Origin of the sequence: Sphingobium sp. TCM1, assembly GCF_001650725.1 — a bacterium.
Taxonomy (GTDB): Bacteria; Pseudomonadota; Alphaproteobacteria; order Sphingomonadales; family Sphingomonadaceae; genus Sphingobium.
On the sequence record NZ_LXVX01000012.1, the window covers coordinates 234,874 to 255,009 of the forward strand.

Sequence of the window (20,136 nt, forward strand, 5' to 3'; positions counted from 1 at the left end):
GGGACCCCATGGAACAGGATCTGCCGCCACCCCCCGATGTCGCCGGGACATCCCTGTCGAGCGAGCGCACCTTTGCGATTTCGGCGCAGGACAATGCGGCCTTGTGCCGTTCCACAGGATGCGAGCCGGCGGCCGATGGCAGCGCCCATCCCATCTGGTTCTTTGTCGCCACGCAGGTCGGCATGGGCAAGACTGTCGCGGGACTGTGCGCGGCCTGTGACTTCGACGTCAATGACGGGCCGATGATGGGCGGGTCGCGGGTGGATTTCCAGGGCAGGATCATGACCGACGTCGATTATCGCGTGGAGGGCGAGATCAAGGGCCTGACTCGCAAGCGTAGCCGCAAGCTGGGGGTCATGGACATCATGGAATATGAATTGCGGCTGGTCGGTACGGACGGCGCGCCGGTGCTGGCGACCACCAACACATGGGCGCTGCCGCGAAAGGATCTGGCATGACCGCCACCGTCGGGCAGGCGCTGCCGCCCTTTCACATCGCTTTCATCGATCCCGCCGCGATGCAACTGTGGGCCAAGGCATTGCATGATCCCAACCCCATCCATCTGGAGGTGGAGGCGGTGAAGGCTGCGGGGCTGGGCGACAGGCGGATCAATCAGGGGCCGGCGAACCTGGCCTATGTCATCAACATGCTGATGGCGGCCTTTCCGGGACAGCGGATCGGCAGCATCGACGTGCGCTACATGGACAATGTGCTGGAAGGGGATGCGGTGACGGCCGGCGGCACGGTGACGGGCATCAGCGCTGGCAAGGTCGATTGCGAAATCTGGCTGGACGCCGACGGACGCGGCCGGGTGATCGCCGGGGTGGCGACGATGGTGGAGGACGACGCCTGACATGGGCTGGACCGTGTCCGATATGCCCCGGCTGGATGGCAAGGTGGCGCTCGTCACCGGATCGACCGACGGGCTGGGACGGGAGATCGCCGCGCGCATGGCGGAAAAAGGGGCACGCGTCATCCTGTCTGGGCGACGGGAGGACAGGGGCGCGGCGGCGGCGCAGGCCATGGGCGCGACTTTCGAGCGGCTCGATCTCGCCGACCTCGCACAGGTGCGGGATTTTGCCGGACGGGTGGTTCAGGGCGAGCCTAAGATCGACCTGCTGATCAACAATGCCGGTGTCGCGTTGATCCCGGAACTGGGTCGGTCCGCCGATGGCTTCGAAATGCAGATGGCGACCAATTTCCTGGGCCATTTTGTGCTGACCCACGCCCTTCTGCCCGCGCTGAACGCCAGCGGCGGCGCCCGCGTCGTCAACGTCAGCAGCATCGCGGCGGGGCATGTGCAGATGGATTTCGACAATCTCGTTTCCGAAAACGGCTATGCGCCGGGCAAGGTCTATGGCCGGTCCAAGCTCGCCATGCTGTTGTTCGCGAGGGAACTGGACCGGCGGGCGAAGGTGAAGGGATGGCCTGTGACGGCATTCGCCGCGCATCCGGGCGTCGCCGAGTCCAACCTCCAGAAGGCCGGTCCCGGCATCGGACGTGAAGGCATGCGCCGGTCTGTCGTGACGGTGATCGGCGACTTCGTAACCCGCCGGATCGGCCAGTCGACCGCTGCCGGCGCGCTGCCGATGCTGCGCGCTGCTACCGATCCGATGACCAAAGGCGGCAGCTATTTCGGCCCGGACGGATGGGGCGGCATCAGGGGCGCGCCGGTCGTCGTGGAAGGGCCCAGGGCCGGGCGCGACACGGCTGCTGCCGCGCGGCTGTGGACCATGGCGGAAAAATTGACCGGGGCGCGGTGGGACTGACCTGCGCGGGATAGACAAACGAAGGAGTGAAAACGATGCCCAGTGGCCCTTTTGCCCATGTCTGCATGGTGGTGCGCGATCTCGACAAGGCGGTCGAGGACTGGACCAAGATCCTGAAAGTTCTGGACCCGGCCAGTCTGGAAAAGCGGATCGTGCGCTATGACGAATTTTCCAGCGGCGCTGACGCGGGGATGCGCTGGGCGACCTTCGTCAACGATCATTCCACCGAAATCCAGTTCATCCAGCCCGCGCCGGGGACGCCGATGGGCGACCGGCTCGAAAAGGTGGGCGAACATGTCCATCATCTGTGCTTCACGACCGACGACGTGCCCGGTGCGATGGCGAAACTGAAGGCGGAAGGGCTGCACCTGCCGGGCGATGGCCAGACCTATAATGATCCCGACATGACCTGGCAGAAATGGAGCTGGGTCGGCGCCAAGAGCACGCATGGCTGTCTGATCGAGGTCGCATCCCCCTATGAGAGTCATGATGACGGCAAATGGCATCATGCGCCGGGCAAGTTCGCCTATCAGGGTCCGGACTCGACCGCAGCCAAATAATGGACGAAGGGAAAGGACAGGCCGTGGTAGACCATGCCGCCAACGATGCGGTGCGCGCGTCGCTCGTCCGCGCCATCACCGACAGGGGCGAGATCGGCGTTCAGGTCGCGGCTTATCTGAAGGGCGAACTGGTCATCGACTGCTGGGCGGGGGTGGCCGATCCGCGCGATGGCCGCCTGGTCGACGGGGACACCTTGTTCAACGTCTTTTCGGTGAGCAAGGCGATCCCCAGCACCGCCATTCATGTCCAGGCGGAAAAGGGCCTGCTCGACTATGACAGGCCGATCGCAACCTACTGGCCGGAATTCGGCCAGAACGGCAAGGGCCACATCACCGTCCGCGACGCATTGAACCATGTCACCGGCATGCCCCAGATGCCGCCGGGGACGAGCGTGGAGACGATATGCGACTGGGATTTCATCACCGCCGGGCTGGCGCGGATGGCGCCGATCTTGCCGCACGGACAGCCCGCCTATCAATCCATGTCCTTTGGCTGGATCTTGGGAGAGATCGTGCGGCGCACCGACCCGGCGCACCGCGATTTTGCGACTTTCGTTCGGGAGGAGATCAGCGCGCCGTTCGACATCCCGGATCTGTGGCTGGGCATCGACCCGGCGGTCGAGCCCCGGATCGCTCGCCTGGTCGATGACAAGTCCGGCTCCCCCGCGCCCGAAGGGTCGCTGTTCGCCCGGTCGCTGCCCAATGACGTCCGGCTGATCCCCGATATATTCGACCGGCCAGCGGTCCGGCGCGCCTGCATCGCGGCGGTGGGCGGTATCTTCACCGCACGGTCGGAGGCCCGATTCTGGGCGATTCTGGCCAATGGCGGGGAACTGGACGGCAAGCGTCTGCTCTCGAAAGACCGTGTCGATGCCGCCTGCCTGCCGCGCGCCGATAATTCCGTGCCCGACCCGGTCTATTTCAACGCACCGATGACGTTGAGCCAGGGCGGCTACTGGATGCACAACGCCACCACGCCGTTCACCGCACCGGCGAAGGGCGCGCGCACCATCTGCGTGCCGGGGGCGGGGGGATCACTGGGCTGGGCCGATCCCGACACGGGCCTTGCCGTAGCCTTCTGCCACAACCGCATGAGTCGTCCGCGCACCGCCGGGGAGCATCCGCTGATGGATATCGCCGACACGATCCGCAGCGCGCTGGGTCTGGCATGAGCGAGATTTTCGACCATGTCATCGTCGGCGGCGGCACGGCGGCGGGCATATTGGCGTGGCGCCTGTCGGAGGCGGGGCGGACCGTATGCGTGCTGGAAGCCGGGCCGCCCGATACCAACCCCTATATCCGCATACCCGCAGGGTTCATGAAGACGCTGTTCGACCCCATGGTGACATGGCAGCTTGCGTCAGACCCCGATCCCGACAGCGGCAATCGCGCCATTCTCTATACTCAGGGCAAGGTGCTGGGCGGGTCCAGTTCGGTCAACGGCATGGTCTACAACCGGGGGCAGGCGGCGGACTTCGACGGCTGGGCGCAGAGCGGCAATAGCGGCTGGTCCTATGCCGATATATTGCCGCTATTCCGCCGCACGGAACGGCGCATCGGCGACGCTGTAGACCCCGCCTATCGCGGCACGGACGGGCGGCTGACGGTGACGACATCGCCATGGAACAGCGCGATCGTGGACGCCTTCGTCGCGGCGGCGCAACGATGCGGCCATCCCTTCAACCCGGACTATAACGGGGCGCGCCAGGAAGGCGTGGGCTTCTACCAGAGCGCCATCCACAAGGGGCGGCGGCAAAGCACGGCTTTTGCGTTCCTGCACCCGGCGCGGGCCAGCCATGGCGTCGATGTTCGCACAGGGGCGCTCGCCACCCAGATCGTGCTGGAAGGGAGGCGGGCAACCGGCGTCGCCTATCGACGCGGCGGGGAGCGGCATGTGGTGTCGGCGCGGCGGTCGGTCATCGTGTCAGCCGGAACCGTTCACAGCCCCAAGCTGCTGCAACTGAGCGGGATAGGGCCGGGGCAATGGTTGCGCGACCGGGGCGTCGATGTCGCCCATGACCTGCCCGGCGTGGGCGAGAATTTCAGGGATCATTACAGCCCGCGCATCGTGGCGCGGGCCAGGCCGGGTGTCGACAGCCTGAACGCGCGCGCCAGTGGCCTTTCGCTGGTGCGCGAGATTGCGCGCTGGATACGCGGGCGGCCCAGCATCCTGACGCTCAGCCCCGCGCTGGTGCATGTCTTCGGCAAGAGCGAGCAGGCGCTCGACCTGCCCGATTATTCGCTGGTTTTCACCCCGGCCAGCTACAAGGCGGGCTTTATCGGTCGGCTGGACGACTGCCCCGGCATGACCTGCGGCGCCTGGCAGATGCGGCCCAACAGCGCGGGCTATGTGCGGATCGCCAGCAATGACCCGATGGACGCGCCCAACATCAACCCCCGCTATCTGAGCGATCCCTACGACCAGCGCGTATTGGTGGCGGGGCTGCGCGCGGCGCGGGCGATCTTCGCCAGCGCGCCCCTGGCCGAACTGATCGAGACCGAGCTGTTTCCGGGGTTCGATTGCGCGTCGGACTCGGACCTGCTGCAATTTGCCCGGACCAACGGCAACAGCAGCTATCATCTGGTGGGCAGCAACAAAATGGGGCCAGGCAGCGACCCCATGGCGGTCGTCGATCCGCGACTGCGGGTGCATGGCATGACGGGGCTGCACGTCGTTGATGCGTCGATCATGCCCAGCATGGTATCGGCCAATACCTATGCCAGCACGATGATGATCGCGGAAAAGGGTGCGGACATGATCCTGGCCGAGGGGCAGGCATGACGGTGCTGCCCGGCACGGTTCTGGTCGTGGGCGGGGCGGGCGGGATCGGGTCGGCCATCTGCCGCCGGCTGGGGGCGGAATGGCAGCGGGTTGCGGTCGGCTATTGCCACAACGCGGTGGGTGCGGCTTCTGTCGCGCGGGAGATCGGCGGCGCGGTTCCGGTCGCATCGACCTGTGCGACAGGGCAGGCGTTGCGGCGGCGCTGGCTGCCCTCCCCGATCTGGCCTGCGTCGTCGTCGCCAGCGGCCATGCGATCGAACAGCCGATGGTGGCCGACACGTCCGACGATCAATGGCGCGATGTGATCGAGACCGAACTGATCGGCCTCACGACGCTGGTTCGGCAGCTCTTGCCGATCTTTCGCGCGCGTGGCGGTGGCGCGGTGGTCGCCGTCACATCCTTTGCTAATGTCCATTTCCCGCCCGGCGATGCGCTGTCGTCGGTGCCCAAGGCGGGCATGGAGGCGCTGTGCCGCGCCGTCGCCAAGGAGGAGGGGCCCCATGGCCTGCGCGCCAATTGCGTCGCGCCCGCCATGGTGAATGCGGGGCTGGGCGCGCATTATCAGCGCGAGATGCATGATGCCGCCACATGGGACCGCATCCGGCGACGCATCCCGCTGGGCCGCTTTGCCGAAGCGCAGGACGTGGCCGAGGCGGTCGCCTTCCTCGCCTCTCCGCGATCCGCCTTCATCACGGGCCAGACGCTGGTGTTGGATGGCGGTCAGTCGCTCTGACGCGTCGCCGACCGGTACTGGCGGGGCGTGAAGCCGGTTGATCGGCGGAACGCGGCGGAGAAGGCGGCGGCATTGTCGAAGCCGCAGCGCCAGGCGATTTCCTTCACCATCATGCCCGTGTCTCCAAGCAGGCTTCGGGCGCGGGTCATGCGCCGTTCGGCGGCAAAGCGCCCCACGCTCTTGCCCGTGGCCGCGCGGAACAGTCGGGCGAAATGGCGGGGGGAAAGGTCGCAGGCGAGGGCGATGTCCGCCACTTCGGGCAAAGCGCCGTCGGCCTCCATCATGTCCATCACGCGCTGGAGCTTGTGCCGTGACAGGCCGCCGGTCGATGCCGGTCCAGCATCCCGGCGCCCGCACAGGTCGATCAGCAGCGCCTGACACAGCGATTCGATCAGCAGATCGCTGGCGAAACCGGGAAACATGACCTCGCGCGCGATGCGGGCCATGACGGTGCGCGCGAAATCATTGTGAAGGTCGAGGCTACCGACGGAAAAATGTCGCCGGTCCTGCTCCGCTGCGAGGGCCGGGTCGATTGCGCAGCACACCGAATCCTGCTCGCCCGCCAGCCACCGTGTCTCGACGGGCATTTCGCAGGGCAGGAATATCAGCGGGCCGATGCCGCTGGCCATTTTTTGCGAGTCCATGAAGCGGCCCACCGCGCGTGGCGGACGACGCGAGAGCACCATGTCGATGCAATGCCGGCCATCGACAAAAATCTGCTGCTGCGGCTGGTTCCAGCGATAGCGATGCACCTCGGCCCGTGCCCGTGCCGTGCCAGCACGCCCCCGGACTTCTAGGTTGAACGAGGATGGAACAGAGTCATCCGATAGCATGGCATCCGCTCCAGCGCGGGACGATCTGCGCCGCCCGTCGAGTCCGTCCGACAATAGTCTTGGCGCGCTCGCTGTCGTCCTATCCGTTGGAGGGCGGGGACCTGCGGTGGCATGATCGCCCCAACGAAAAGAGCGGGAGAGGGCGGTGCGAGCCGACGATATCATTCAGATGGCGCGCGACAAGGCGCAGCTCAACGACTTCGATGCCAAGGGATTTCGCGAGGGGCTGGACCTGGCGGTCGAGGCGCTGGACGCCAACCCGCTGCGCACCCCGCAGGGCAAGGCGTTCCTAATGCACATGTACAGCGAAAATCTGGCGACCCGGCTGAAGGTCGCCGACTACGCGCGCCGCCATCCCGAAGTGCGCGATCAGAAGATCGAGCGGCCCGTCTTCGTCATGGGGATGCCGCGCACCGGCACGACGCTGGCCAGCTATCTGCTGGGCGCGGATCGCAACCGGCGGTCCCTGCTTCGTTGGGAAGTGGCGCAGCCCGTGCCTCCGCCCACGACCGCGACCCTCTATTCCAACCCCGTCATTGACGCCATGTATGCGTTTGACGAGGACATGGAGAAAGCGGGGCGCAGCTTCGCCGCGATCCATTATGAAGCGCCCGACGGCCCGACCGAATGCACCTTCGTGATGGCGCATGATTTCAAGTCGCTGTTCGTCGAGTCCATGTCGGCGTGGAAGGGCTATTCCGACTGGTATCTGTCGGCCGATCTTCAGTCCGCCTATGATTATCATCGCCTCTATCTGCAGATATTGCAGTCGCAGGCGCCGGGCTGCTGGGCGCTGAAGCTGCCGTCCCACGCGCTGGGCATCCGCACGCTGATGAAGATGTATCCAGACGCGCGGATCATCTGGACCCATCGCGATCCCTATAGATCGCTCAATTCGCTGATGAGCATGATCAGCAAGGCGGAGCTGCTGTCGCTCTCGCAAAGCGACCACGCCCATATCCGCACCACCTATCCGCGCCAGTTGCACGAGCATCTGGCCCGGCCGATGGCCGTCATGGCCGAGCAGCCGACCGATCCCTTCTACCATCTTCATTATGCCGCGCTGCTGCGCGACCCCATCGGCGAGATGAGGGCGCTCTACGGCTGGCTGGGCGACGATTTCACGCCGGACGTCGAAGCGCGGATGCGTAGCTGGCTGGCCAACAATCCGCAGGGGCGCTTTGGCCGCCACCGCTATGATTTCCAACAATTCGGCCTGACCAGGGATGCGGTAACGCCCTGGTTCGAGGCCTATCTCAAGATGTTCGATATTGAGATGGAGGGCTAGGCGTCATGGCGATCAATATGTTCGATCTGACCGGCAAGGTCGCGCTGGTGACGGGCGCTAACAGCGGCCTGGGGTTGGGCTATGCGCGCGGCCTGGCGAAGGCGGGTGCCGACATCGTCGTCTGGGGCCGCCGTGCCGCCCAGAACCGCGACGCCGTTGCGCATCTTTCCCAATTTGGGGGACGCGTGGTGGCGCAGGAGGTCGATGTCGCGGACAGCGCCGCCGTCAGGCAGGGGATGGCGGACGCGATCGACAGGATGGGGCGGCTCGATACCGTCGTCGCCAATGCCGGCTTCACCACCCGCGCGGCCTTTGTGGATATGGAGGACGACATCTATCACGGCCTGCTCGCCGTGAACCAGCATGGCGCGGTCTACACCCTGCGGGAAGCCGCCCGGCATATGGTGGCCAGGGCGCAGGCCGGGGATCCGGGCGGGTCGCTGATGATCTGCGGCAGCCTGTCGATCTTCGGCGGCGTGCCGACCATGAGCCATTATGGCGCGGCCAAGGGCGCGCTGGCTTCCATGTCCCGCGCACTGGCGCTGGAGCTTGGGCCGCATGGCGTCCGGGTCAATGTGGTAGCCCCGGGCTTCATCATCACCGAAATGGTCATGGCGGCGGGCGCTGGGGCCCAGCCGGTGATCGACATGTTCACCGCCCGGTCGCCGATGGGACGCTGCGGCACGCCCGAGGATTTCGAGGGCATCGCCGTCTATCTGGCGAGCGACGCGGCCCGTTATCATACCGGCGACACCATCATCATCGATGGCGGCCATTCGGCGGCCAACTGAGCCATGCGGGGGGCTCCAGCCGGCCCTCCCGATTTTCCCCTGAACTGCGGAGGCCATCGATGAAAGCAGTCTATATCCACGGTCCCGGCGACGTCCGGGTCGACGAGCGGCCCGTCCCCGCCTGCGGTGAGCGCGACGTCCTGCTCCGGATCGATGCGTGCGGCATATGCGGTAGTGACCTGTCCTTCGCCAAATATGGATTTCTGCGTGGCGATGGCGAGCCCTGGCCGCTGGGTCACGAAGCGGCCGGAACAGTCGTCGGCGCAGGCGCGGCTGTCGAGGGCATAAAGGTTGGCCAGCGCGTCGTCGTCAACCCTGCCGCGGCCTATGACAATGTCATCGGCAATGGCGGATCGGAAGGCGCCTTTGCCGATTATCTGCTGATCCGCGACGCCCGGCTGGGCCAGCATCTTCTGCCTCTTTCGGACGGGGTGTCGGCCGAACGGGCAGCGCTGGTCGAACCGCTGGCGGTGGCGCTGCACGGTGTCAATCAGGCCGGGCTGAAGGCGGGCGAGAAGGTCGTCGTCTATGGCGCCGGGCCGATCGGGCTGGGCGCGGTCTTCTGGCTGAAACGGCGCGGCTTTAGCGATATCGTCTCGGTCGATTTGTCGGACGACCGGTTGCGCCATGCCCGCGCTATGGGCGCGACCCATCTGGTCAATTCGTCGCAGGTGGACCTGAAGGCCGAACTGATCCGTCTGCATGGGGAGGAAGCTCCGATGTTCGGCGCATCCACGGTTGGGACCGACGTTTTTCTCGACATGGCCGGCGCGCCATCGCTGCTGGAACAGACGATCGCCATGGGCAAGTTTCAAAGTCGTATAGTCTTAACCGCAGTCTATCCCCTGCCTGTCGCGCTCGACCTTCAAGGGCTTTTGATCCGCGAGATCTGCCTGACCCCGGCCGTCGCCTATCCGACCGAACTGCATGACGTGCTGGCGGCACTGGAGGAAATGTCGCCCGATGAAGTCGCGCCCTATATCAGCCACCGCTTCCCCTTCAGCCGTTTTGAGGAGGCGTTCGAGGCCGCGAAAAGCCCGACAAGCGCCAAGGTCATGCTCTTGTTCGAGCCGTGAACGGCGGAGACAATCGATCCGGCCCTGCCGTTGGATAGGTGTCCAAAGCGGAGGGACGCCGCCTGTTGTCCGGCAATGGCGCGCCAAGATGCTGTCATGGAGATATGCAATGCCCTTTGAGATGCCGGTCATACCCAAGCCGGACCATGTGCCCGATGATCTGGTCCGTCCCTTCCCCTTCATTTTCGGGATGACGACGGATCGCAATCCATTCACTGACTTGGCCGACGCGGTGCACCGCGAGCCGCCGATCTTCTACACCCCCCATGCCTATCCGGGTGGCACGCCCGCCTGGATCGTGCGGCGGACCGAGGATCTGCGCGCGATCTATTTCGATACCGACCATTTTTCCAACAAGGATTTTTCGCCTTTTCCCAAGCTGATTGGCGAGAATTGGAGCAGCCTGCCCGCGGAAACCGACCCGCCGATGCATCGCCTGTACCGTGCCTTCGTCAACCCGTTGTTCACGCCCAAGGCGATGACGAAACTGGAAGACAAGATACGCGCCTATGCCCGCGACTATGTGCTGTCCTTCAAGGACAAAGGCGCCTGCGAGTTCATGACCGATTTTGCGTTCGAATTTCCGATCCGGATATTCATGGAACTGATGGGCCTGCCGCAGGACCAGACCAAGACGTTTCTGGAATGGGAAATGGGTCTTCTCCACTCGTCGGACCTGAGCGTCATGGCGGCTTCGACGCGCAAGGTCGTTGATTATCTGGAAGCTGCGATAGAGGATCGGCGCGAGAATCCGACCGACGACCTGATTTCCTATGGCGTGCATACGCAACTGGACGGCCGCTCGCTGACCCGCGACGAACTGATCGGGTTCACCTTCAACCTGTTCATCGGCGGGCTGGATACGGTTTCGACCCATATGGGGCTGCAATTCTGGCACTTGGCGACCCATGCCCAAGATCAGGCCCGGCTACGCGCCGAACCCGACCTGATCCCCAACGCCATCGAGGAACTGATGCGGGCCTACCCCGCGGTCACGACATTCCGAACGGTGGTCAAGCCGGTGGAGGTCAATGGCGTGCAGTTCATGCCGGGCGACAAGGTGGCGATGTCCACAACATTGGCTGGCCGCGACCCGGAGGAATATGACAATCCCGCCGAAGTCCGCTTCGACCGCAAGCCACGTCATGTCAGCTTCGCCTATGGCCCGCATCTGTGTGTCGGGATGCATCTGGCCCGGCGGGAAATGCGGATCGCGATGGAAGAATTCCTCGCACTCGTCCCGCAATTTCATGTCCAGGAAGAGTATGACGTGCAATATCATCTTGGCATGATCCAGCCTGTCGCCTTACCGCTGCGGTGGACCGCCTGATGCCGCGGATTACCTTCGTTCAGGCCGACGGTGCGCAAAAGATCCTTGATGTCCCGGTGGGCGAATCGCTGATGCGCTGCGCCCAAAATGCCGACGTCATCGGCATTTTGGCCGAATGTGGCGGTGCCTGTGCCTGTGCCACCTGCCAGGTGGTCGTGCCGTCCGAATGGCGCGCGCGGCTGCCTGCGCCCGAGCTGGGGGAGCAATCCATGCTGGACGAGGAGGAGGCCAACGGTCGCCGTCTGTCGTGTCAGCTGATAGCAACGGACGATATGGACGGCCTGGTGCTTCACGTACCATCGTCCCAATATTGAACAGCACGGACGTCGTTGTGCGGCAGGTCGCGTGACGCAACATTACGGGCCCTGTTGGTATCCCAAACAAGTCAAAACCATCTCAGGAGAGCGTATATGACCAGTATCGAGGATTTTACTCTGTCGCCGGAAAAGCGGACGGAAATCTGCGCGGGATTGACGCCGCGTCAGGCCGAACTGGTCGGCAAGTGGATGGATCTGCACGTCGTCCTGAACCGGGGCGAATTTGGTCAGGAGATGGACGATTTCTTCCATCCCGAAATGCATTACAGCAACCCCAACCGTCCTGATTTGGGTTCCTACGCGACCTGGAAAACGTCACCCATGGCGCTGTGGAATGTGTTTCCGCCCTGCGTCTATCGCACGGTCAACGCCTGGGGGAAGGGCGACGACGAGATTACTGTTCTGTGCCATCATTGGGGCAAGCATAGCGGCGGGCGATATTGGGGGCACGAGCCGAGCGGGCGCGAGATCAATGTCTGGTGGTATTCGACGATCAAGTTCAAGGAGGACAAGATCGTCCATATCTATTCGATCGCCGATGTCCTGAGCATGTTGCAGGGGCTGGGGGTGATCAACGTCGAAATGCCCAAAGATCCCTACGCCTGATTATAGTTAAGGGGGAAAGGGCGGCGTCATGCGAATGAAGCCGCCCTTTTTGACTCACCCGACGGCGTTGCCCAGATGATGCAGCAGTCGTGCCGCGAATATGTCGTTCTGGTCGCCGGTAAACATATGATGGGTGCCGCTCGCCTCCTCCACGACCAACTGCGGCGCCAGGGAGCGAAAGGCCACGACGGCTTCGTCCGTCACCAAGCTGGCATGTTCCGCCCGGACCAGGACCAAAGGGCGACGGAAGCATTGCGCGGCCTGTTCCATCGCGGCCTGTTCAGACGGTGGACTGATGAATTCCAGCGCGGCCGTCCGCGGATCCCAATGCCAGAACAGACGTCCATTTTCTTCCCGCATTGCCTTGCGCAGACCAGCGGCATTGGCAACCCTAGGTTGGGCCAGATAGGCGGCAAGGGCATCAGCGGCTTCATCGACATGCGCAAAGCCCGACAGAGAACGGCGCAGAAACTGCCGGATCGCATCGACGCCGTCAGTCTGTGTCCTGGGCGATACGTCTGCAAGCATCACCAGCCTGATCCGCGGCTGGTGTCGGGCACCGCCGACCAGCGCCGCCTGGCCGCCGCGCGATGCGCCTACCAGCGTGACAGTTCCGTGCAACTGGTCGATCAGCCGTCCGACATCGCGCGCATAGGCGCCCAGATCATAGTCACCGTCATTGGCCCAGTCGCTGTCGCCATGACCGCGCAGGTCGAATGTCAGGCCTAGATAGCCGGCTTCGCCGACGGCGCGCGCGGCGCCGGCCCAGGACCTGCGGCTTTGGCCGCCGCCATGGAAGAAACAGACCGGCGGGTTGGCCGGGTCGCCCCAGGCGGATGCCGCGAGCCGCACGCCATCTCCATCGAAATGAAGCAAAGTTCCATCATGGCGCATCGTCCCGGTCAGAGTGACATGCCGCCTTCCAGCGGTATGACGGTTCCCGTTATGTAGGCAGCGGCGGGAGAGGACAGGAAGATGGCGACACCCGCGACATCCTGCGCTTCCCCGACGCGGCGGCGAGGCACCATGCCGATGAGCATGTCATGCATCTCGCCAGAGGTAATCCGGGTCATATCGGACGGAAAAAAGCCCGGCGCGATGCTGTTGACCGTGATATTTTCCGGCCCAAGCCGCTTGGCGAGTGAGCCGCTGACATGGTGCAGACCGGCCTTGGCGGCAGCATAGGCATAGGTTTCGCGCGGGCCGATGCGCAGGCCGCCGACGGAGCCGATATTGATGACGGTCGATGGCCGCTCGGAGGTCGCGCCCGCGCGCAACATCGGCAGCAGCTTCTGGGTCAGGAAGAAGCAGCTTTTGAGATTGAGATTGACCACATCGTCCCAACCCTGTTCGGGATAGTCGTCGATCGGCGCGTCGCACAGTGTGCCGGCATTGTTGACGAGGATGTGGAGGGACGCTTCCTGCTTGGACAGCGCTGCGACAACAGCCTCTATCCCCGCAAGTGTCGATATGTCGCCGGGCAGGGCAATGCACCGTCCGCCCGTTTCCGTCACGATCGCATGCGCTGCGTCCGTCAGTCGCTCTGCGTTGCGGGCGCAGGCATAGACGGTGACGCCCGCTGCGGCTAGGCCGGTCGCGATCATGCGGCCGATGCCGCTGCTTGCGCCAGTAACCAACGCCGTCCGCTCGGCAACGGAGAAGAGCTGTGCAGGATCGATCATGCAGAGATGTCCAGCAGCAGTCTGGCAACGCCTTCGGGATCGCCCACCAGCAGCGCATGATCGCCAGGATGTTGGTGCATCGTCCAGCCCAGTTCCCGCGCTCGGTCGTGCATGATGGTCATGATCGTATGTTGCGCTGCAATATAGTCGACAGGGATGGTCAACGTTTCCGCGCCGGTCTCGATCGGACTGATCGTGCAGCGTAGCGGCATGTCGGAAAGATGGCGCAGCAACCAGGCTTCCCGTTCGCTATCCATCATATGCGGATTGTCCTTGGCCATTGCGCGCTGCTGTTCATCCACGCCCGACCCAATCGGGCCATCGCCGGCCGCCAGCATGGCATCAAGGCCCGCCGCCTGCTCTTCGGGCACCATGCCCATGGCGGTAGCGACCCGCTCGCCCGACCGCGCGACGATCGCGTCTAGAAATATGGCGCGCCGGACCGCATTCGGATGTGCCTTCACCACGCCGGGGATCACGGTGCCTGAATAGCTGTGGCCGACCAGGACGACATCCTGCATGTCTTCGCACGCGATCAGGGAGGATATGTCCTGCACATGCACGCCATGCGTCGTATCGCGGCGCATGAGATGCGCATGTTCGGCAAAGCCGGTGAAACTGGGCGAAAATACCTCATGCCCGGCCGCCCGCAGCAGGGGGCGGACATATTTCCAGGTCCAGCCACCCATGCCGCCGCCATGCATCAGAAGAAATGTGGTCATGTCTCTTTATCCTCTCCCCGGCGCTTCAGGCCGGTTCCGTATTCTGGATGAATTCTTCCGACGGATTGGGTCCCCACAGGAACATGCTGTCTTCGGGCGGATGATCGCTCGCCTGCCAGTCGCAGGTGGAGGGGATGAAATCGATGTCGGCCGAATATTCCGAGTAGCTGCCCCACGGATCGCGGACGTAATAGAAATAATTGGCGCCCAGCACATGCTGCCCCATGCCCCAGCCGCGATCAAATCCCGCCTTTGCCATCGTTGTTCCGCCCAGTCCCACTTCCTGGACCGATCCCACGTCCCAGCTATTATGATGCATGCCCCGCCGGTCAGACAGGACAAGCGCCAGCAGATGATGATCGCTACCGTGCGCGCCGTGCAGGAAGGCGACTACTGGACCGCTTCGGTCCGACAGGCGCAGGCCAAGGGTGCGCTCGTAAAAGCCAATGGCCGCATCCACATCGGTCGTGAACAACGCGAAATGCGACAGACGGCGCGGATGCACGCTGGGCGCGCGGGAATTCGGGATCGCGCCCGACACCCCTGGCGCAGCGCTGGCAAAATGAAACTGGCTCTTTTCATCGGGAGCCGATTTTTCGGCGGCGCGGACATTGACGGGTAGACCGTCTGTGCCGGCAAACCAGATACCATCACGTTCGGCGTGGGCGGGCGGATCGATGAAAGTCACGCCCTGATCGCGCAGATGCGCGGCGAAGGCGTCCACCTCATCGGCGAAGATCCCGAAGCTCAGATAGCGCAGGCGTTTTGCGCTGCTGCCGCCAGTGATGATCGCCCAGCGATGGGGATGGCCCCTGGCATAAAGCTCCAGCGCGCCGTCCCGGTCCTGCACATCCAGACCGAACAGCGTGTAGAAATGCCGCGCCTCTTCCAGGTCTGGCACTTCTATCGCGAAATGGTCGATCGAATGGGCCGCCAATGTGCCGGGCCGCCTGATTGTCTCGCCCATGGCCTTTCTCCTTTCCCGGTCAAGCCTTCATGCTGCCCCGATAGGGTTGCGCAGCAGGCCGATACCTTCGATCTCCACCTCGACCGTATCGCCCGGTTTCATGAATACAGGTGGTGTGCGTGCCAGCCCGATGCCCGATGGCGTTCCCATGACGAGCACGTCGCCGACTTCCAGAGTCAGGAAAGTCGACAGCAGGGCGACCGTATCCTCGACGTCGAAGATCATCTGGCTGGTATTGGCCGACTGCATGACATTCCCGTTGAGGCGGGTTTCGATCTTCAGATTCTTGCCACCAGCGGGAACGGCGTCGGCGGTGACGAGCCAGGGGCCGAAAGCGCCAGTATCGTCGAAATTCTTGCCGGCAGTCCATTGCGGGGTCTTGAGCTGATAATCGCGTACTGACCCGTCGTTGAACACCGAATAGGCGATCACATGATCGAGCGCCTTGTCCTTGGCGATGTTGCGTCCGCGTTTTCCGATCACCGCGACCATTTCGCCCTCATAATCGAGTTGCTCGGACGTCGTCGGTTTCAGGATCGGCGCGCCATGACCGATTAAGTTGGATGCGAAGCGGGCAAAGATCGTCGGAAATTCGGGCACCGCAAAGCCGCCCTCGGCCGCATGATCGGCATAGTTCAGCCCCAGGCAAATGACCTTACCTGGACGTGCCAGCACCGGCAGGAACGTCAAATCGGATTCCGCAACGGTTGGCTCAGCCGCGATCGCGGCGAACGCCTCGGCCAGCGCTGCCTCGCCGCCCGCGACCAGAGCGTCGAGATCGTCATTGCCGTCCAGGCGGGCATGGACGGCCTTGCCATTCTGGATAGCAATGCCGGACAGGCCATTTTTTGAAACGCGCGCAAATTTCATGATATCACCTTCATTTCTTTCCCTGGCCCAATCCGGCACCGGTTGCCGTCATCAGGGTTGTGCTGAGGCCGCCATCGACCAATATGTCGACGCCGTTGATTTGGCGGGCCCGGTTGCTGAGCAGGAAGATGATGGCCTCTGCCACATCCTCCGGCTCGCCGATCCGGCGCGTGGGAATCCCTGCGATCCGCGCATCCCGCATCTGCTGATCGGCATAGCCGGCCGATGTCATGTTTGTCAGGGTCGGGCCGGGGGATACGCTGTTCACCCTGATGCCATCTGGGCCCCATTCGTTCGCCAGTTGCTTGACGATCATGTGCAGGGCGGCCTTGCTGGGCGCATAGGCACCGAGCGGTGGGGTCGCATGATGGGCCGACATGGATGCCGTTGCCACCATGCTACCGCCGCCGCCCTCTTTCATTATGGGATATAGCGCCTTGGCGATCAGCCAGGTTGCGCGGGTATTGATGGCGAAGGCCTTGTCGAACGCCTCCGGATCGATCTGGGACAATGAGCCCGCGAGAATGAACCCGGCGTTGCTGACCAGCCCGTCGACACCGTCCATATGCGCGATCGCGGCGGCAGCGATCCTGTCGCCGCAATCGGTCATACCGACATCGGTCACCATCGCGGCAACGCCCGGTCCGTGGCGTGCGACAAGCGACTCTATGCCTGCACGGTCCCGATCGACCAGCAGCAATTTATGGGGGCCTGCAATCTGACGCTCGGCCATGAGTTCCGATACGACGGCCCGGCCGATGCCGCTGGACGCTCCTGTTATCACTATGCGCATCTTACCCCTCCGCCACGATGCCAAGTTCGTCCATCAGCTTCTGCCTCAATTTGAATTTCTGGATTTTCGAGGCTGACATCGGCCACTCGTCGACAAAACGGATGTGGCGCGGAACCTTGAAGGAGGACAGGCGGTCGCGGGTAAAGGCGATCAGCTCCTCGGAGGTTGCGGCTGCCGGGTCGCCCTCTATGAAGGCCGCCGGAATCTCGACGAGCCGATCGTCGGGTATGCCCACGACCTGCGCCAGCTTGACGGCCGGATGCATGGCAAGCACGGCCTCAACCTCGGCGGCGGCGACATTCTCGCCCCCGACCTTGAGCATATCCTTGAACCGCCCACGGTACATCAGGTGGCCGTCGGCATCGACCGATCCGATGTCGCCGCTATGATACCAGCCGTCCGCATCCAGGGCGGCGGCCGTTTTTTCGGCATCTCGATAATAGCCGTCGAACATGCCAAAGCCACGGATCAGCACCTCGCCATGGGCGTCGACGCCCAGGTCGTTGCCGGTTTCGGCGTCGATGATCCGCACTTCGATACCTGGCAGCGGATAGCCAAGAGTATGGAAGCCGGTTTCCGGGTCCATACCTTCGCCGCCGGTTGTCACCACGCCGAAGGCCTCGGTCATTCCAAACGTCCCCACATGCAGGATATGGGGTGCCTTCTCGCGCCAGGTCCGTCCGACTTTTTCCGGCTGGGCGGCGAAGCAACTGTTGATGTGACGGACATGGGAGAGATCGACAGAGGCGAATTCGGGCGCGTACATCATGCCCTGCAAAAAGGTTACGAAGGGTACGAAGAGCGAGGTCGCCTTTTCCCGTTCGATCATCCTGAGGCTCTCGCCGGGATCGAAATGTGGCATTCCGACGAATGTGCCGCACCGGTCGAGCACCGACAGCATTCCGAGCATGGCGGCGACGTGGAACAGCGGCAATGGGCTCCACACCCGGTCCTGCGCCGTGTAGGACCAGCGCGTCGCCAGCATCCGGGCCTCGCGCGTGATCGCTTCATGGCTGATCAGGCACCCCTTGGGATTCGATGAGGTGCCCGATGTATAGAGGATCATCGCCGGATCGCGCACACGCACACAAATCCGCGCCTGGTGAATGTCGGCCTCTTCCACGGCATCGACATTCAGATCCGAGATGCTGGTGAAACCTGTCGGGGAATTATCCTCCATCAGCAGGATATGGCGCAATTTCGGTGCGGTGGCGATGGAAAGACCGGCGTTGCCTGACCGCTCCGCAAGGTCGGGGAAGGCCTTTTCTATACGACCGACAAAGTCGCTATGCTCTTGCGCTTTGCGGGTTGTCACGATCGCCTTCAGGTCGGCATTGTTCGTGACGTAAGCGATTTCCATCGGTTTGTAGCGTGCATTGAGCATCACGCTGGTCGCCCCGCAAAAGGCGACGCCGAACAGGGTTTCGACAAAATCGACCGATGTGGGCAGCAGGATGCCGACATGATCGCGCGGGCGGATGCCGGCGGCCCACAATTGCCGGGCGCGGAGCATAGCGCGACGGACCAGGTTGTCATAACTCAGTCGCGCGTCCGGGAAAACCAAAGCCTCCGCATCTGGCGCTTTGTCCCAGGCCATCAAGAGCAGGTCGCCCAGCGACGTCGCCTCGATCCGCAGCCGCGCGGGGTCCTCCATTCCTTCGATCACCGTTTATCCGCTCCCACAGCGTCCGCTTGTTCGCTGTCCCTTCTGCTGTCGGAAAGCGCGCCGCCATCCTGTCCTTTGGTAGGTGAAGATGCGCCGGGCGGGTTCGATGGGACATTATCGAAGGCTAATTTCCGGGATGGGGATGATGACGGACGTTTTTATCTATGATCATGCGCGCACGCCGCGCGGCCGGGGGCGCCCCGATGGCGCGCTGCATGAAATTCCCGCCGTTCAACTGGCGACGCAGGTCCTAGAGGCGTTGCGGGACCGCAACGGGCTGGATACCGCCCTGCTGGACGACGTGGTGATCGGGTGCGCGCAGCCGGTGGCGGAGCAGGGGGGCGTTCTGGCCCGCGCCGCGGTACTGAATGCGGGCTATGCCCAGAGCGTCGCCGGGCAGCAGGTTCACCGCTTCTGCGCATCGGGGCTGGAGGCGGTGAACAACGTCGCCGGCCAGATCATGAGCGGCATGAGCCAGGCGGGCATCGGCGGCGGGGTGGAGTCGATGAGCCGGGTCATTATGGGCTATGACAGTGGTGCATGGTCCGCCGACCCGCGCGTTGCATGGCATAATTATTTCGCGCCACAGGGAATCGGCGCGGACCTGATCGCGACGCTTGACGGCTATACCCGCTCGGACGTCGATGGCTATGCAGCAGAGAGCCAGCGGCGCGCGGCCCTGGCTTGGGACGAAGGCCGCTTCGACAAATCAGTCATCCCCGTGCGCGACGTGTTGGGCGAAGTTGTGTTGACGCATGACGAACATAGGCGGCCTGGCACGACCGTGGAAAGCCTGGCCGGCCTGAAGCCCGCCTTTCCAGGCATGGCCGCAATGGGTTTCGAGCGGGTCGCGCGCGAACGCTATCCGCAGATCGAGGCACTGGATTTCGTACACACCGGCGGCAACAGCTCGGGCATCGTCGATGGATCGGGCGGCGTACTTTTGGGCAATGCCGATTTCGGCAAGGCGGCAGGTCTCAAGCCCCGCGCCAGAATCCGCGCCTGGGCCTCAATCGGCTCGGAGCCCACGATCATGCTGACCGCTCCGGCCGACGTCGCCAACAAGGCGCTGCGCAATGCGGGCATGACGAAGAATGACATCGATCTGTACGAACTCAACGAAGCCTTCGCCAGCGTCGTCATGCGGTTCATGAACCGTATGGACATCGACCATGGCAAGGTGAACGTGAACGGCGGTGCGATCGCGCTGGGCCATCCGCTCGGCGCGACCGGCGCCATGATCCTGGGCACCGTACTCGATGAACTGGAACGCACCGGCCAGAACACCGCCATGACCCTGCTCTGTGCGGGCAACGGTCTTGGCACTGCGACCATCATCGAACGCGTCTGA

The 20,136-nt window shown here is 63.7% G+C and carries 23 protein-coding genes; 15 read left to right on the forward strand and 8 right to left on the reverse strand.

Translation table 11 applies throughout. The features are described 5' to 3' along the window. Positions 1 to 8 precede the first annotated feature (8 nt). From A7Q26_RS10035 to A7Q26_RS10065, 8 genes are read left to right on the forward strand one after another with little or no spacing between them, the layout of a single operon-like run. The gene (locus A7Q26_RS10035) at positions 9 to 458 is read left to right on the forward strand and encodes a hypothetical protein (protein ID WP_066859242.1); all 450 of its coding nucleotides are present in this window, start codon (positions 9 to 11) and stop codon (positions 456 to 458) included. Continuing rightward, positions 455 to 853 carry a MaoC family dehydratase gene (locus A7Q26_RS10040; protein WP_066859243.1) on the forward strand — a complete coding sequence of 133 codons (399 nt, stop codon included), beginning with the start codon at positions 455 to 457 and terminating at the stop codon, positions 851 to 853. The genes A7Q26_RS10035 and A7Q26_RS10040 overlap by 4 nt, the downstream gene beginning before the upstream one ends. Position 854: 1 nt before the next feature. Beyond that, on the forward strand, positions 855 to 1,769 hold the full coding sequence (locus A7Q26_RS10045; RefSeq protein WP_066859244.1) for an oxidoreductase: 915 nt from the start codon (positions 855 to 857) through the stop codon (positions 1,767 to 1,769). A gap of 35 nt (positions 1,770 to 1,804) precedes the next feature. Continuing rightward, positions 1,805 to 2,329, forward strand: coding sequence for a VOC family protein (locus A7Q26_RS10050; protein WP_232313746.1), 525 nt, complete (start codon positions 1,805 to 1,807; stop codon positions 2,327 to 2,329). Positions 2,330 to 2,352: 23 nt separating this feature from the next. Further along, the gene (locus tag A7Q26_RS10055) at positions 2,353 to 3,501 is read left to right on the forward strand and encodes a serine hydrolase domain-containing protein (RefSeq protein WP_232313747.1); all 1,149 of its coding nucleotides are present in this window, start codon (positions 2,353 to 2,355) and stop codon (positions 3,499 to 3,501) included. After that, the gene (locus A7Q26_RS10060) at positions 3,498 to 5,111 is read left to right on the forward strand and encodes a GMC family oxidoreductase (RefSeq protein WP_066859247.1); all 1,614 of its coding nucleotides are present in this window, start codon (positions 3,498 to 3,500) and stop codon (positions 5,109 to 5,111) included. The genes A7Q26_RS10055 and A7Q26_RS10060 overlap by 4 nt, the downstream gene beginning before the upstream one ends. Next, the gene (locus A7Q26_RS25870; RefSeq protein WP_232313771.1) at positions 5,108 to 5,416 is read left to right on the forward strand and encodes a hypothetical protein; all 309 of its coding nucleotides are present in this window, start codon (positions 5,108 to 5,110) and stop codon (positions 5,414 to 5,416) included. The genes A7Q26_RS10060 and A7Q26_RS25870 overlap by 4 nt, the downstream gene beginning before the upstream one ends. Beyond that, a complete protein-coding gene (locus A7Q26_RS10065; protein WP_232313765.1) occupies positions 5,332 to 5,844 on the forward strand; it encodes an SDR family NAD(P)-dependent oxidoreductase in 513 nt (170 codons plus the stop codon). The genes A7Q26_RS25870 and A7Q26_RS10065 overlap by 85 nt, the downstream gene beginning before the upstream one ends. Here A7Q26_RS10065 and A7Q26_RS10070 read toward each other — a convergent pair. Beyond that, positions 5,832 to 6,677, reverse strand: coding sequence for a helix-turn-helix domain-containing protein (locus A7Q26_RS10070; RefSeq protein ID WP_198162906.1), 846 nt, complete (start codon positions 6,675 to 6,677; stop codon positions 5,832 to 5,834). The two genes, A7Q26_RS10065 and A7Q26_RS10070, sit on opposite strands and share 13 nt — an antisense overlap. Positions 6,678 to 6,822: 145 nt before the next feature. Between A7Q26_RS10070 and A7Q26_RS10075 the strand changes: the two genes are divergently transcribed. The 6 genes from A7Q26_RS10075 (at position 6,823) to A7Q26_RS10100 (ending at position 12,085) form a co-directional block, all read left to right on the forward strand. Beyond that, positions 6,823 to 7,965, forward strand: coding sequence for a sulfotransferase family protein (locus tag A7Q26_RS10075; protein WP_157102525.1), 1,143 nt, complete (start codon positions 6,823 to 6,825; stop codon positions 7,963 to 7,965). 5 nt (positions 7,966 to 7,970) lie between these two features. Further along, a complete protein-coding gene (locus tag A7Q26_RS10080) occupies positions 7,971 to 8,756 on the forward strand; it encodes an SDR family NAD(P)-dependent oxidoreductase (protein ID WP_066859250.1) in 786 nt (261 codons plus the stop codon). 59 nt (positions 8,757 to 8,815) lie between these two features. Further along, a complete protein-coding gene (locus A7Q26_RS10085; RefSeq protein WP_066859251.1) occupies positions 8,816 to 9,832 on the forward strand; it encodes a zinc-dependent alcohol dehydrogenase in 1,017 nt (338 codons plus the stop codon). A 109-nt stretch (positions 9,833 to 9,941) separates the two neighbouring features. Beyond that, positions 9,942 to 11,162, forward strand: a complete 1,221-nt coding sequence (locus A7Q26_RS10090) for a cytochrome P450 (RefSeq protein WP_066859252.1) — start codon at positions 9,942 to 9,944, stop codon at positions 11,160 to 11,162. Next, positions 11,162 to 11,476, forward strand: coding sequence for a 2Fe-2S iron-sulfur cluster-binding protein (locus A7Q26_RS10095; protein WP_066859487.1), 315 nt, complete (start codon positions 11,162 to 11,164; stop codon positions 11,474 to 11,476). The genes A7Q26_RS10090 and A7Q26_RS10095 overlap by 1 nt, the downstream gene beginning before the upstream one ends. A gap of 96 nt (positions 11,477 to 11,572) precedes the next feature. Then, on the forward strand, positions 11,573 to 12,085 hold the full coding sequence (locus A7Q26_RS10100; protein ID WP_066859253.1) for a nuclear transport factor 2 family protein: 513 nt from the start codon (positions 11,573 to 11,575) through the stop codon (positions 12,083 to 12,085). 54 nt (positions 12,086 to 12,139) lie between these two features. On the opposite strand, the gene A7Q26_RS10105 is transcribed toward A7Q26_RS10100, so the two are convergent. Genes A7Q26_RS10105 through A7Q26_RS10135 form a run of 7 tightly spaced genes read right to left on the reverse strand, consistent with a single transcriptional unit; the run spans position 12,140 to position 18,785 of the window. Further along, positions 12,140 to 12,937, reverse strand: a complete 798-nt coding sequence (locus A7Q26_RS10105) for an alpha/beta fold hydrolase (protein ID WP_232313749.1) — start codon at positions 12,935 to 12,937, stop codon at positions 12,140 to 12,142. Positions 12,938 to 12,987: 50 nt separating this feature from the next. Next, complete coding sequence (locus tag A7Q26_RS10110; protein WP_066859255.1) at positions 12,988 to 13,767, reverse strand: SDR family oxidoreductase; 780 nt, start codon at positions 13,765 to 13,767, stop codon at positions 12,988 to 12,990. Beyond that, the gene (locus A7Q26_RS10115) at positions 13,764 to 14,489 is read right to left on the reverse strand and encodes an alpha/beta fold hydrolase (RefSeq protein WP_084439073.1); all 726 of its coding nucleotides are present in this window, start codon (positions 14,487 to 14,489) and stop codon (positions 13,764 to 13,766) included. The genes A7Q26_RS10110 and A7Q26_RS10115 overlap by 4 nt, the downstream gene beginning before the upstream one ends. 25 nt (positions 14,490 to 14,514) lie before the next feature. Continuing rightward, on the reverse strand, positions 14,515 to 15,456 hold the full coding sequence (locus A7Q26_RS10120; RefSeq protein WP_066859256.1) for a VOC family protein: 942 nt from the start codon (positions 15,454 to 15,456) through the stop codon (positions 14,515 to 14,517). A 27-nt stretch (positions 15,457 to 15,483) separates the two neighbouring features. Then, complete coding sequence (locus A7Q26_RS10125) at positions 15,484 to 16,326, reverse strand: fumarylacetoacetate hydrolase family protein (protein ID WP_066859257.1); 843 nt, start codon at positions 16,324 to 16,326, stop codon at positions 15,484 to 15,486. Positions 16,327 to 16,336: 10 nt separating this feature from the next. Continuing rightward, the gene (locus A7Q26_RS10130) at positions 16,337 to 17,119 is read right to left on the reverse strand and encodes an SDR family NAD(P)-dependent oxidoreductase (RefSeq protein ID WP_066859258.1); all 783 of its coding nucleotides are present in this window, start codon (positions 17,117 to 17,119) and stop codon (positions 16,337 to 16,339) included. Between the two features lies 1 nt (position 17,120). Further along, a complete protein-coding gene (locus A7Q26_RS10135) occupies positions 17,121 to 18,785 on the reverse strand; it encodes a class I adenylate-forming enzyme family protein (RefSeq protein ID WP_232313750.1) in 1,665 nt (554 codons plus the stop codon). Positions 18,786 to 18,930: 145 nt separating this feature from the next. Between A7Q26_RS10135 and A7Q26_RS10140 the strand changes: the two genes are divergently transcribed. Continuing rightward, the gene (locus A7Q26_RS10140; protein ID WP_066859489.1) at positions 18,931 to 20,136 is read left to right on the forward strand and encodes an acetyl-CoA C-acetyltransferase; all 1,206 of its coding nucleotides are present in this window, start codon (positions 18,931 to 18,933) and stop codon (positions 20,134 to 20,136) included.